We start from the raw sequence: 12,764 nt of genomic DNA, 5'->3' as shown, positions 1-12,764 counted from the left end.
AGGATCGGTCCCCCTCATGAAGCTCCCCTTACGATTGCTGCCGCTCGTTCTTGTTCTCCTGCTTGCCGCCGGCTGCTCGACTTCCGCCAAGCCCGCCGCCATCGGCACCGCTTATCCCACCGCCGTCCAATCGGATCAGCCGGACGAAGGGGCCGGGGCTGCGGTTTCTCCGACGGCTTCGGCCGGGGTCGTTCCGACTACCGAAGGTTCCGCTTCGGCAGCCCCCTCTCCGGCAGAGGCTGGCGCCACGTCCTCTCCGGGAGCCTCGGCCACGCCTGGCCAGGCCGCTTCCGCTTCCCCGGTTGCGGGAGCGGCGTCTCCTTCCGGCGCTCCTCTTCGCTCCTGTGGAGAGGTCGCGCTGGAAAAGGACGGAGCCTCCGCTTCCCTGCCGCTGTATTGTGTGCGCGGAAGCTACGGCTTGGATCAGCCGAACCCCGACTCCGCGCCGCCTTCGCCGCTGCGCGTGTCCGGGTATGCCCTTCCCGCCACTGTCGGCAAGCTGGCGGGCTACTGGCTGAGCTACGGCGGTCCCGAGCCCGCCCGGGGTCTCCTGATTCTCGCCCCCGATGGCTGGGTGGCCCGCGATGCGGCCGTCGGCGCGAACGGGTCCAGCGCCATCCGGATGGAGGACCCGTCCGATCCGGATCAATACGTTCGCTACTACGACACCGGCGGCTGTGTCGGCTGTGCGATCAGCGAGGCAGGCGCCTACTTTCCCGGACTGAGCGATTGGGCCGAGAAGCAGGGCTTTCCGCCCGGCCAATCGCCCGCCTTTCTCAAGCGGGCCCAACTTGGAGACCGCCTCGTCTCGTACAGCCTCAAAGCGCCCGGCCCCGGACGCGAAATCAACGGCGTCGCCTGGGCGAAGCTGGATGCGGACGATGCGGGCTTCCGCTTGCTGGAGGCGGGGCTTCCGGGTTCGCGGCATGATGAGGCGTCGGCGATCCTCCATTTCTTCGTCTCCCAGAACCCGGCCTCGCCTGAGTCTTGACAAACCGAAAGACGCTTCCAACGCCACTTCCCCTGGAAAGTGGACATCGGAAGCGTCTTTTTGTTGCTTCTCGGGGAGGTCCCCCAAGCGAAACCTGCGCTTAGAGGAGCCTGCCCTGTTGGCGAAAGGCTACCTTGGTGGCAAAACGATCATGCCGTTTCATCGGAAGTGATCCTTTAATCAAGCGCCTCCTGCAAGACGACATCCCGGATGTAAATAGCCTGGCTTCCGACCGGACTTCCTTCCACCTTGCCCATCAGGAAGTTGAGCTGGCCTGCCGCCGTCTCCGCGGTAAAGGTTGCGGTGAAGGTCTGCTCCTCACCCGCCTTCAAACTAAACGTTTGCCCGATGGCCTTCCCTGCCGCGTACTCGACCAGGATCGGGCGGTCTACCGAGGAAGCCGCTTTGAAAGAGAGCCGGTAGGTTTTACCGGGAGCGAGGGGAATTCCCGTTTGCTTGAGCTGAACCGACCATGACTCATTCCCCAATCCGGTCAGAGCGAGCTGCGCCCCGGCCGATCCGTAAGAGATGGCGGCCAATTCCTTCCACTCCGACCAAAACTCCCAGTCTTTGGAGGCCCGCGTCAGCTGTCCGTTGCGGATAAGATTGCCGTCCGCCTCGTTCAGAAGGAGCTTATAGGCCGCGTCCTTGTAGCCGTTCGCCGTAACTTTGATCTCGTATGTGCCGGACCCGGTGAAGTTTTCCTTTTTCAACACCAGCTTGCCGTTCTCGAAATAGACGGCGTCCGTCACCGAACCATCGACATAGACCGCCGATACGGCCGCCTTCCAGGCTTCGTCCTGGGCGTAATCCAGTCCGATGTCGGTTCCCGCTACCGCCTGCGCGGCATTCGCGGAAAGCGCCGGGGGGGTAAGCAGCGTGATGGGAAGCTCGGGAACCTGCGCCAGCCGGACATTGTCGATCCAGAGCGTATAAGGATCGGTTCGGGAATCGGTATTCGGATCGCGTCCGAGTCCCAGTAGGAATTTATAGGTGCCCTCTGTGCTTACCTCGAGATAAGTCCGATAGGTTTTCCATTCCGTTCCCGCTTCGACGGTTTGAATGGCCGTTTGAACCTGGTCGCTCGCAGAGAGCTGCGCATAGACCGGGCGAGCCACTTCCGATTTTAGGTCAAACTGGACGAGGTAATAGCCCTTCGGCAGGTCGAGTCCGTTCTGATACAGCTGAATATGCCACCATTGCCATCCCACCTGCTTGATTTGGGCTTCCAGCACCCCATTTGCCACCTGAACATCGGCCAGCCCCGCCCATTGCTCATAGTTGCCTTGGTTGTGGATTTTCCAAGGCAGCGGGTCCGTCTCGGAGCTTCCGAGTGCCGTTGTGCCGGTAAAGCTGCCATCCGTCAGCAGATTCGGGCCCAGTGGAGTGAAGCGAACGTTATCGAGCGTCACGGTATGCGGAATCGTCAGGGCCGCGTCGGCCGAATCCTGCCCGTAGCCAAAGATCAGACGATAATCGCCCGCCGGAACCTGAACCTGCCAATCGAACGACTTCAGCTCGGTCCCCAACTCAAAGGTTTGGAGCGGCAGGCTCGACGTTCCGTTCCGCCCTTGCAGCTCTACCCGCACCTTGCGGTCGACGCTGGAGCCGAGGTCGAAATGCAGCCGGTACATCCCTGCCTTCACCGCATCGAGGTCCTGGTAAAACTGAATATTCCACCATGCCTGGCCGCCGTCCGTCACCTTGGCCTTCGCCAGTCCGTCCGCCACAGAGAATTCGGCCGATCCGGACTGACCGCTTGAGGCATGGTTGTATACCGTCCAGCCGCCCAGATCGTGATCGAACGTGCCATTTGCCAACAGGCTGTCGCCGATCTCCGTCCATTCCGCCGGCATGCTGACGTTGATCAGCTTCAGATCGTCCAGCGTGAGCGTTCCGGCCGCTCCGCCGAGGAGCAGGCGCAGGCTTCCGCCGGCGGCGGCTCCCTGAGGCAGCTTCAGCTCGACTTGATGCTCCGCCATGGCCGTAGTCAGCGCCACCGGCGCTTCCGCGTAGACCGTCCCGCCGCTCGCATCGGTAAGCCGGACTTGCAGCTCCCTCGGCGCGGAGGCTTTCCCGCGGAAAGTCAGCCGATAGTCTCCCTTGCCGGCGAGCCTCAGTCCCGGCTGAACCAGAACGGCGTCTTCCGCCCGGGACGCCCCCTCGGGAATCGATGCCGCAAATTCGCGCACAACCGGGTCCACCGAAGCGATTGCTCCAACCACGGCCGATTCAAAGGTCCAGTAGGTCATCCGGTCGATTCGTCCCAGATCGAACGAGCCGTTATAGAGCAGATTGCCGTCCTTCAGCGGCGTCTTCGGCTCCTGCTCCTTATACGGGTCGACCGGCGTCGTCTCCTCGATCCGCACGTTGCCGATCCAGACCGGATTGGCGTTCAGCCCCATGCTCAGCTCCAGACGGGCGAGGCGGTCGGTGTCGGGCAGCATTTGGAAGGTGTATTCGTACGATTGCAGCTCGTTTTTCAGCGGTACGGAGCCGCTGTAGTAGTCGGAGTAGCCTCGGCTTGGCCCGCCGCCTACCTTGAAGGCCATACTGCGGGAGGCCGACGACTTGGCATCGAAGGTCAGCTTGTAATAGCGGCCCTTCGCGGCCGTGAAGTTCTGAATCAGCTGAATGGCGTAGGTTGCCGAGCCGGGATTGTCGATCGACACCTTGGCGAACGGCTTGCCGTCCAGATCGACCTTCTCCACCTCGGCCTTGCCGCCGAATTCCGACATGGTCACCAGATTCCAACGTTCCGGGTCGGTGACGTCGTAAGTGACCAGCGGATCGGGAAGGGACGTCACCTTCTGGAAGCCCTTGGCGTAATCGGCGTCATAGAGGTAGTTGCCGTCCTCCGTCGGCAGCTTCGCATTCTCCGGAAGCGGCTCCGCGGAGACGACGGGCTCGACCGCAGCGGGATAGCCGCTCTCCGACCGATAGACGCGGACGTAATCGACTTCCATCTGGGCCGGAAGCTCATCATCCGAGGGCAGCAGGTTGGACACGTAGTTGCCGCCGACGGCGAGGTTCAGGATCAGATAGAACGGCTGGTCGAACGGTGCCGGGAAAGCGTACTTGGCCGGCTGCCCGTCGCCGATGCTGTACCAGTTGGTCTGCGTGGAGAAGAGCTGATCGTCCACGTACCAGCGAATGGCGTTCGGCTCCCATTCGACGGCGTAGGTGTGGAAATCGGCGATGGATTCGCCCTCGGGGAAGGCATAGGCCCCTCCCGCCGATTTGTTGTTCGGCCAGGGCTGGCCGTAATGGATGGTGCCCTGAACCTCCTGCGGACTCTGTCCGCGCGCCTCCATGATGTCCAGCTCGCCGGATGAAGCCCAACCCCCATACGGGCTGTTCTTCGGCATCATCCAGAACGCGGGCCACAGCCCTTGGCCGACCGGAAGCTTCATTCTCGCTTCAAAGCGGCCGTAGGTTTGGGAAAACGTCTGCTCGGTATAAAGGCGCGAGGACGTATACGGCTTGCCCTCGTAAGCCTCGTTCTTGGCGGTGATGATCAGCTTGCCGTCCTCTACCTTGGCATTCTCCTGGCGGTAGTATTCCTTCTCGTTGTTCCCCCAGTCGGTCAGGCCGTATTGCGAGCCGGTCCCTTCCTGGAAGCCCCACTTCGACGCATCCACCTGGTTGCCGTCGAATTCGTCGCTCCAAGCCAGTGTCCATTTGTCGACGGGCGTGGAGGTCGGCGAAGCCGAGGGGGTAGCCGTAGCCGACGAGGTAGGCGTCGGGGTGGCCGTGTCCGAAGACGTCGGCGTAGAGGTCGGCGTCGGGGTAACGGTAGCCGACGAGGTAGGCGTCGCCGTCGGCGTGGAAGCGGGCGGAGGCGTCGCAGCGGCCGTGGCCGTCGGCCTGGGCGTGACCGCCGCGGCATAGCCCTGCTCCTTCTTCTCCCCGTTGATGGTAGCCGAGGCGCCGGTGACCTTAAGGCTCTGGGCGCTGCCGGTCAGGGTGACCGCCGCGCCGTCTCCGACGGTGACCTCGCCGAAGGCGCCGGTCAGTTGGACGACGGCGTCATCCGCGATCGCGACGCGGGGGAAGGCGATTCCCTTTACGTTCTCGCTGACCAGCACCGCGCCGGAGCGGACGGTGGCGGCGGCGACCGTCGTCGTGCCGGAGGCAACGACGCGAACCCTGCCGCCCTCCTTGTTCACCACCGTCTCGCCGAGGGTGGAGTCGGTCAGCCGCACGCTGTGCTCGCCGCCGCCGTTGACGAAGGTCTTGCCCTTCACGCTCACCTTCTCCAGGGTGACGGTTCCCTCGCCGATGCCGGGCGCGAGGTAGAGGTTGCCCTGAATCGACATATTCTTCAAGTTGGCATCATCCCGGTTGACGACGACGCTGTTGGCAGCGCTTCCAGTTGCGGCCGCGCTGGCCTGAACCAACCTGTCGGCCATCCGGTCCAGAATGACGGCGAATTGGCCGCGCGTCAGAGCGCCGTTCGGCTGAAAGCGGCCGCCGCTGCCCTTCACATAGCCGAGCCGGTCAAATTCCAGCACGGCGGCGCGGGCGTAGCCCTGAATGGCCGCGTCATCCGAATACGCGGTCTTGGCGGATTCTGCCGGGTGCGAAGAGCCGCCGCCAAGCTGGAAGGCCTTGTACAGAACGGCGACCGCCTCCTGGCGGGTGACGTTCTGATTCGGACGGAAGGTGCCGTCCGGATAGCCTTGGAGCAACCCGGCGGTGCGAAGACCGGCCAGCTCGGCGGCATACCATGCCGCCGCCGGAACGTCCGGGTAAGCGGTTGTTCCGTTCGTCGGGTAGCCGAAGAGCCGCTCCAGCAGGACGGCAAACTCCGCCCGGCTGAGCGCTTGATCCGGCCTCAGGCTTCCGTCCGGATAGCCCTTGAGCAGTCCGGCTTGCTGCCACTTAGCGATGGCCGCGGCTACATAATGTCCGCCGGCCGCCTCACCGGCCGCAGCCGCAGCCGCCGGAACCGGCGTGAGCGGCGAGACGAGAAGAAGCAAAGTGAGGAGCAGAGGAACGATGCGTTTTGGCAAAGCTGTCAACCTCCTTTGAATTGGGCACAATCCTATCAATAAAGCGAAAGCGGTTTCGCTTAAGAGTCTATCAGGGCTCTTCCCCCTCGGCTAGGCCCCTTTTTTTGGAACAGGGATGATTTTTTCGGATTTTTGCAATCGCTTTCATTGGAACGCATAAAAGAAGACAGGCTCCGCCAAAAGCGGCCTGTCTTCGACGTGCGTAGGGATCAAGCGCTATTAGGATAACGCGCTGCGGGCGGCGAGGATGTATTTCGCCTGGTCCAGCGGGTTCACGCCGCGTCGCGGCCGCTCGGCGCGGACCTCCGGCGGGCATTCGCGATACCCGGCAAAGGTGCTCGACCAGATGCCCCTGCCCTTGGTCAGCGAGCCGATCCGCGCCGGAAACTCCAGCGACGTGGCGAGCGGCACGGTTCCCGCAATCTCCATCCGCTCGCCCGTGAGCTCGGGAGCGGTGAACTCGCCGCGCATCGTCATCAGCTCGTTCATCAGCTTGCCGCCGAATTCCTCCGGCACCGAGAGGCGGAAGCGGAGCATCGGCTCCAGGAGCCGAACGCCGGTCGCAGCCAGGCCGTTCATGATGCCCATCGGCGTCGCCACGACGAAATCCAGCGGATGCGTATGCCAGACGTGATGCTCTCCCTCCAGCAGCGTCACCGACAGATCGGTGACCTCCCAGCCGAAGAGCCCTTGCTGCAGGGCTTCCGGCACGCGGCGCTCCACCTCGTTCTGATAGCTTTCGGCCAAGCGGTCGACCTTGGCCAACGAGCGGTAAACCAGCCCGCTGCCGCGTACGCCCGGCTCGATCCAAAACCGCAGGATCGCCCAGCAGGGCTTCGGCATCGTGTAGGCGATGAACCCCTCGCCCGCCTGCGCCGGCGTTTCTTTGTAGATCACGGAGGGCGGTCCGAAAGTGACATCAAGCCCGAACCGGTCCTTGACCAGCTCGGTCAGCACCTCCACCTGAATCGGCCCCATGACGCTGAGCTGCAGCTCGCGGCTCTCCTTCTGCCATTCAAGCCCGAGCAGCGGGTCCTCGTCGGCCAGCTCCTGAAAGGCCGCCACCACAGCCATGTAGTCCGACTCCGACGGCCAGAGGACCTGTACCGTGAGCAGCGGCACGGCGAGAGGCTTCCCGGCCGGCCAGGCGGCGGGCGGCGCTCCCAGCACATCGCCGATGCGTGCCCGGGCGAGGCCGTACACCGCAGCGATGTCGCCGGCCGCAAGCACGCCGAGGTCCTCCGCCTTTCGCCCCTCGATCCGGCGGATCTGGGTCACCTTCTCGGCGAGTTCGCGGCTCGCGTTCCAGACGCTGTCCCGGTTGCGGAGCATACCCTCATACAGCCGGACGTAAGCGATTCGCCCCATGGCCGGGTCCTTCTCCAGCTTGAACACCACCCCCGACAACGGCGCTTCGGGGTCGCCGCTGGGGGCCGGGAGCAGGGCGAGGAGCGCATCCATGAGCTCCCGTACGCCGAGACCGCGGGCAGATGCGCCGAACAGCACCGGCACCAGCGCCCGGCGGCGAACCAGGCCGGGCAGGCGGGCGATCAACTCGTCCTCCGTCAGCCCCCCATCCTCCAGGTAAGCCAGCATCAGCTCCTCGTCCGCCTCGGCCGCCGCTTCGTCCAAGAGGGAGCGGTATTCCGTCCGCTTCTCGGCCCCTCCGGCGGGAACTCCCTCGCCGTCCTCCGCGCGCCATAAGCCGGAGAGCAGCGGCTCCGCGCCGGAGAACGCGCCCTCCGAGCCGCAAGGAGCCTGCAGCGGCGCGGCGTTCGCCCCGAGCAGCCGGCGGATCTGCGAGAGCGTCCGCTTGGCGTCGGCGCCGATCCGGTCCATTTTGTTCACGTAGATCAGCGTCGGAAGCCCGCGTTCGCGCAGGGCGTCCCAGATGACCTCCGTCTGCGCCTGCACCCCTTCCACCGCCGAGACGATGAGAACGGCCCCGTCCATCACGGAGAGCGACCGTTCCACCTCGGCGAGAAAATCGACATGCCCCGGCGTGTCGATCAGGTTGATCTCCGCCCCCCGCCAAGGAAGCCGCGTCACGGCCGCCCGGACGGAGATGCCTCGGGTCCGCTCTACCTCCAGGAAATCGGTCTGGGCCGTGCCGGAGTCGACGCTGCCCGGCGTGCGGATTCGCCCGCTCCGGTAGAGCATCTGCTCCGTCGTGGTTGTCTTGCCCGCGTCGACGTGGGCGAAGATGCCCACGTTGCGCAAATCCGCCGCAGGCGTTGCGCCTCCGGCGGTGAAGGAACCGTTCTTCATGCTTATCTCCCGTCCTGTCCAAAAGCGTTGTCGCTCTATTGTACCGGATCGGCGGGAGGCGAGTCCATGGCACCATGCCGCCTTAATTTGGGCGGCATGGCGTCATCTTTCGGCTCCGGCTGCGAGGAAGGCCGGGAGCTGCGATTACATTTCCTTGCGCCGGAAGTAAGCGAGACCGCCGGCCAGCAAGAGGCAGCTGCCGCCGAGGATGACGACGAGCACGGTGGACAGGCCGAGCTGGAGCGCGGCAAACTCCTCGGAGCCGCCGGAGCGGGGCATCATCGCGAGAAACGGCTGAGCCCACGGGTACCAAGGGCTCACGTCCTTGGAGTTCACGACCAGGATATTGGGGATCGTGAACACGACGTTGACGGCGAGCGGCCCGGCAAAGCTGCTCCAGCCCACGGATACGGCCAGCTGCAGCGCCGCAATCGGCAGCGCCCCCAGCAAGCCGCCGGCCGTGCTTGCCAGCAGCGTGCTCCAGGGAACCGCCGCTAGGGGAAGGCCGCGCAGTGCGCCCGCTCCCAGATAAGCGGCGAGGAACAGCAGCTGCATGGCGGCGATGAGTCCGAGGGCGAGCGTCAGCTTGGCCAGATAGACGGCCGACCGGCCGACGGGCAGCGCGAGGAGCTGCTTCCAGCCGCCGTCGAGATGCTCGCTTCGACAGACGGAGGCGGCGAAGATGCCGGTGAACAGCGGCAGGAAGAACAGGCCCTGCCCCGTGGCCGAGTTGACCAGGAGCTCCCGCCATCGCTCGCTTTCCGGCAGACTGAAGTCCAGACTCCCCAGCAGAACGCTGGCGAGGGGCGCGAGCAAGATCAACCCGAAGATCAGCGGTTTCCCCAGCTTCAGCCACTCCGAACGGAGAACGCGAAGATAACCGGCCATGTCAATCCACATCCTTTCGCTGAAAATGCATTCGGCCGATGAGGTAAAGCACACCTCCGGCGATCACTCCCGAATAGACCGGCACGAGCGGATCGCCCGACCGGTTCTGCAGGAGCGGCCACTTCCAGATCACCCAGTCCGGCAGCAGCATGCCGTACATGCCAGCCACGCAGCCGAGGATGCCGATGCTGAGCGGGATCGCCTGGTTCTTGCAGGCGACGGACAGGCCGTATTGCAGCGCCAGGCAGGCGAGCCCGGCCGGCAGCGGGTAGAACGAGGTTCGGGCGAGCAGGGCAAGCGGCGGCTGCCAGCCGAAGCCGAGCAGCCCGCCGGTGAGCCAGATCCCGGCGAACAGCAGGACGCAGGAAACGGCCAGTAAGCCGGTCAGCACCATCAGCTTCGAGGCAAAGACGCTCGACCGGCGAACCGGCAGAGCGAGCGTCTGCTTCCAGGCCCGGGTCTGATGCTCCGTCCCCGCAAGCTGAGACGCCAGCAGCGTCATGCCGAGCAGAAGAGCGAGGTAGCTGAGGTAAAGGGTGCTCTCGATCAACCCTTCCCAGAGTCTTCCGGCGTAGAGCTTCGTCAAATAATCGTAGCGCAGGCCGAAGTTGAGCGCCGTCAGACCGACGACGCCGACCGGACCCAGAATGGCCAGCGGAACCGCCATGGCCCGCTTCAGCTTGAGGACATCCGCCGCGACGAGGCGACGGAGCATGCCTTTCGTCGTCCGGCTCACAGGCTGTCGCCTCCTCCCACCAGGTCCAGGAACGTGTCCTCCAGCGACCGGCGGATGTCTTCGACGCGGTAGATCGAATGCCCGCCTCCGACCAGTCCCGCAACGAGGCGGGCCACCTGCGGGTCGGGCAGGGAGGGGAGCAGAAGCGCCCCCTCCTTCAAGTCCGCCTCCGTCCCCTGGCGGGCCAGGGTCAGGCGAGCCGCTTCGGGGTCGCTCACCGCCAGCCGAATCTGACCGGCCGCCCGCTGCTGCAGCTTGCCGATCTCGTCCTGGAAGATCAGCCGCCCTTGGCGGATGATGCCGACGCGGTTCGCCATATGCTCGATCTCGCTCAGCAGATGGCTGGAGATGAGCACCGTGACGCCATATTGCTGCGGCATGCTGAGGATCAGCTCACGAATTTCCTGGATGCCCGCCGGGTCCAGCCCGTTCGTCGGCTCGTCCAGGATCAGCAGCTCGGGGCTGCCGAGAAGCGCCGCCGCGAGGCCCAGTCGCTGCTTCATGCCGAGCGAGAAGCCCTTGACCGGCCGGCGGTCTTCACCGGTCAGCCGGACGATGCGGAGCACCTCGTCGATCCGCGACTTCGGCACCTCCAGAATGCGGCGGATCGTCTCCAGGTTCTCCCTGGCCGTCAAATGGCCGTAATACGACGGATACTCCACCAGCGAGCCGACCCGCCGCAAAATCTCCAGCCGATTGGCAGCAAGCGGCTTGCCGAATACGTGGACCCCGCCCGCCGTCGGGCGGATCAGCCCGAGCAGCATCCGGATCGTGGTCGTCTTGCCGGCCCCGTTCGGGCCGAGAAAGCCGTAAATGTCTCCCCGCTTCAGACTCAAGCTGACCCCGTCGACGGCGGTCCGGTTCTTGTAGCGCTTGGTGAGCTGCCGGGTCTCCAATACAATGTCGTTCATGGCGCATGGCCTCCCTTGTCTGTACGTGTTGCTCTTTTTTCCGGTACGCTGTCGTCCTTACCGGTCCACGCTTTCCAGTGTACGGGAGCCAGGTTAAAGCCCGGGAGCGGCCAGGTTAAAATCCGGTTAAAAATCCTCGCCACGGCCCTTGACCCTCACACCGGTGTCAGGGTTTATACTAAGAATAAGCGGCGGAAGGAACGCAAAGCCAGCCGGGTCCACCCGAGCCTGGCCAACGCCGCAAGGAGGGATGCGCCGTGAAAATCGGCGAGCTGTCCGCGCTGACCGGCGCAAGCGTCCGGTCACTGCGGCATTACGAAGCCAAGGGATTGATCGCGTCCGAGCGCACCCCCGCCGGCTACCGGGAGTATTCGCCTCTGGTCGCCGATGCGGTCCGCAGCATTCGGCTGTACCTCGATCTCGGCCTCACGACCGACCAGATCGCCGGCATCCTGACCTGTGTGCTGAGGAACAAGGAAGCCTTTTGCGCCGAAGTCGTACCGCTGTATGAGAGCAAGCTGGCGGAGATCGAGCGCGAGATCGGGCAGTTGACCCGCATCAAGGACAATTTGCGGGAGCGGATGGCGGCTATCCGGGCCGAACAGGCGGCGGCCCAACCGCAGGCGCTACCGCCGGAGGAGCCGTCGGAGGAGCCGTCGGAGGAGCCGTCGGAGAAAGAGGAAGCGAAGAAAGGGGACGGGGACGATGGTCCGCGAAGTGAAGTCGAAGGAGAGCTTTTATGAGGAAATGGCCGGGAACCGGCTGGCCCTGGTCGAATACGGAGCAGCCTGGTGCCCGCCCTGCCGGGTACTCGCGCCGATTCTGGAGGAACTGGATCGGGAGGAAGGAAGCCGTGTCCGCGTGCTTCAGGTGGATTGCGACGATCATCCGGAGCTGGCCGGAGAGGCGGGAGTCATGAGCATGCCGACGGTCATTCTCTATCGCGACGGCCAGCCGACGGAGAAGCTCGTCGGGCTCCGGCCGAAGGCGGTATATGCCACACTGATTAACCGGTACGCGGAAAGTGCCGGAGCCGGGGAAGCGAATTGATTCGAAGATCCCCCGGGCCTGCGAAAGGCCTGGCGGTTTAACCGAAAGGGGGATGCATGGCATCGGAGCAGCCGAATTGCCTCGCCCCCATACCAACAAAGAGCGGTTCGGGACCTGTATGTCCGGAACCGCTCTTTCGTGCGCCAAAAATCACGGCAAGCTTCCTCCGCACCACTCCTGGGCATCTGCATATGGTGGAGAAGGGAATGTCATTTTGAAGGAAACGGAGGGTGAACTTATGAGCATGCCAATGACGGGAACCGCCGAATACACGCTGTATCAAGCGAATCCCGAGGCCGCGAAAGGCATGAAAGGGATGCGCGAGCATTTGCACGGGGTATGCAAGCAGTACGTGAATCATACGGTTCGGGTTGAAACCATGGACGGCGACGTCTTCGAGGGAATCTTGATGGGAGCCGATCGCGGGGTTCTCTATTTGAAGCAGCCCGGAGCGAACGCAATGAACCGATTTAATCCGTACAGCGACGCGATCCTGGCTTTGGTGCTTTTCGAATTGTTGGTCATTACCCTGTTAATTTAATTCTTCGAACCGGAAAAGGAGTGATTGCCGTGGCATTCATGCCGCCCCAAGGCCCTCAGGGCCTTCAGCAAGGACCGACCTCTCCGCCTCCCGCCACCATTCCGCAGCAGCCTGCGGCGGCGGCGTTCGCCGTCGACCCGGGAGCCATCTCGCGCTGCCTCTTCCGCTATACCTACATTTGGACGCGCGGCGGATTCAACTTTTGGTTCTTCCCGACCTTCGTCGGCCGAACCTCCGTCTCGGGCTTCCGCTGGACCGGAAGAACGTGGGTCTTCTCCGGACTCTCGCTGAATTCGATCGTGTCGTTTACTTGCGTCTGATTGAGCCGGCCGCCCTTCCGTTCCAATCCTTCGAAACGCTGTCT

General features: G+C 64.0%; 10 protein-coding genes. 5 read left to right on the top strand and 5 right to left on the bottom strand.

All coding sequences use genetic code 11. From position 1 onward, the window contains the following. Window positions 1-16 precede the first annotated feature (16 nt). Window positions 17-991 (top strand): DUF4850 domain-containing protein, encoded by a 975-nt coding sequence (locus ACSEXS_RS14320; protein ID WP_438433913.1) that lies wholly within the window; start codon window positions 17-19, stop codon window positions 989-991. A gap of 176 nt (window positions 992-1,167) precedes the next feature. On the opposite strand, the gene ACSEXS_RS14315 is transcribed toward ACSEXS_RS14320, so the two are convergent. From ACSEXS_RS14315 to ACSEXS_RS14295, 5 genes are all read right to left on the bottom strand, one after another. Then, window positions 1,168-6,006: a carbohydrate binding domain-containing protein gene (locus ACSEXS_RS14315; protein WP_438433912.1), complete on the bottom strand. Its 4,839-nt coding sequence runs from the start codon at window positions 6,004-6,006 to the stop codon at window positions 1,168-1,170. Window positions 6,007-6,225: 219 nt separating this feature from the next. Further along, on the bottom strand, window positions 6,226-8,274 hold the full coding sequence (locus tag ACSEXS_RS14310; RefSeq protein ID WP_438433911.1) for a GTP-binding protein: 2,049 nt from the start codon (window positions 8,272-8,274) through the stop codon (window positions 6,226-6,228). A 144-nt stretch (window positions 8,275-8,418) separates the two neighbouring features. Continuing rightward, window positions 8,419-9,162 (bottom strand): ABC transporter permease, encoded by a 744-nt coding sequence (locus ACSEXS_RS14305; RefSeq protein ID WP_438433910.1) that lies wholly within the window; start codon window positions 9,160-9,162, stop codon window positions 8,419-8,421. Window position 9,163: 1 nt separating this feature from the next. Beyond that, window positions 9,164-9,898, bottom strand: coding sequence for an ABC transporter permease (locus ACSEXS_RS14300; protein ID WP_438433909.1), 735 nt, complete (start codon window positions 9,896-9,898; stop codon window positions 9,164-9,166). Then, window positions 9,895-10,809, bottom strand: a complete 915-nt coding sequence (locus ACSEXS_RS14295) for an ABC transporter ATP-binding protein (RefSeq protein ID WP_438433908.1) — start codon at window positions 10,807-10,809, stop codon at window positions 9,895-9,897. Before ACSEXS_RS14295 ends, ACSEXS_RS14300 begins: the two co-directional genes overlap by 4 nt. Before the next feature lie 257 nt (window positions 10,810-11,066). Between ACSEXS_RS14295 and ACSEXS_RS14290 the strand changes: the two genes are divergently transcribed. From ACSEXS_RS14290 to ACSEXS_RS14275, 4 genes are all read left to right on the top strand, one after another. Beyond that, the gene (locus tag ACSEXS_RS14290) at window positions 11,067-11,552 is read left to right on the top strand and encodes a MerR family transcriptional regulator (RefSeq protein ID WP_438433907.1); all 486 of its coding nucleotides are present in this window, start codon (window positions 11,067-11,069) and stop codon (window positions 11,550-11,552) included. Continuing rightward, on the top strand, window positions 11,515-11,859 hold the full coding sequence (locus ACSEXS_RS14285) for a thioredoxin family protein (RefSeq protein WP_438433906.1): 345 nt from the start codon (window positions 11,515-11,517) through the stop codon (window positions 11,857-11,859). The genes ACSEXS_RS14290 and ACSEXS_RS14285 overlap by 38 nt, the downstream gene beginning before the upstream one ends. A gap of 238 nt (window positions 11,860-12,097) precedes the next feature. After that, window positions 12,098-12,400 (top strand): LSm family protein, encoded by a 303-nt coding sequence (locus tag ACSEXS_RS14280; RefSeq protein ID WP_438433905.1) that lies wholly within the window; start codon window positions 12,098-12,100, stop codon window positions 12,398-12,400. A gap of 38 nt (window positions 12,401-12,438) precedes the next feature. Beyond that, the gene (locus tag ACSEXS_RS14275; RefSeq protein WP_438434047.1) at window positions 12,439-12,720 is read left to right on the top strand and encodes a transporter; all 282 of its coding nucleotides are present in this window, start codon (window positions 12,439-12,441) and stop codon (window positions 12,718-12,720) included. The last annotated feature ends 44 nt before the right edge of the window (window positions 12,721-12,764 follow it).

It is taken from the genome of Gorillibacterium terrae (assembly GCF_051594785.1).
Taxonomy (GTDB): domain Bacteria; phylum Bacillota; class Bacilli; order Paenibacillales; family NBRC-103111; genus Gorillibacterium.
Note: the sequence above shows the minus strand (reverse complement) of the source record. Positions and strands in the feature narration are given on the sequence as shown.

Bases quoted from the DNA above. Each gene is read 5' to 3' on its own strand.
- ACSEXS_RS14310 (WP_438433911.1), bottom strand. From the start codon at position 8,274: ATGAAGAACGGTTCCTTCACCGCCGGAGGCGCAACGCCTGCGGCGGAT.
- ACSEXS_RS14320 (WP_438433913.1), top strand. From the start codon at position 17: ATGAAGCTCCCCTTACGATTGCTGCCGCTCGTTCTTGTTCTCCTGCTT.
- ACSEXS_RS14285 (WP_438433906.1), top strand. From the start codon at position 11,515: ATGGTCCGCGAAGTGAAGTCGAAGGAGAGCTTTTATGAGGAAATGGCC.
- ACSEXS_RS14280 (WP_438433905.1), top strand. From the start codon at position 12,098: ATGAGCATGCCAATGACGGGAACCGCCGAATACACGCTGTATCAAGCG.
- ACSEXS_RS14275 (WP_438434047.1), top strand. From the start codon at position 12,439: ATGCCGCCCCAAGGCCCTCAGGGCCTTCAGCAAGGACCGACCTCTCCG.
- ACSEXS_RS14305 (WP_438433910.1), bottom strand. From the start codon at position 9,162: ATGGCCGGTTATCTTCGCGTTCTCCGTTCGGAGTGGCTGAAGCTGGGG.
- ACSEXS_RS14295 (WP_438433908.1), bottom strand. From the start codon at position 10,809: ATGAACGACATTGTATTGGAGACCCGGCAGCTCACCAAGCGCTACAAG.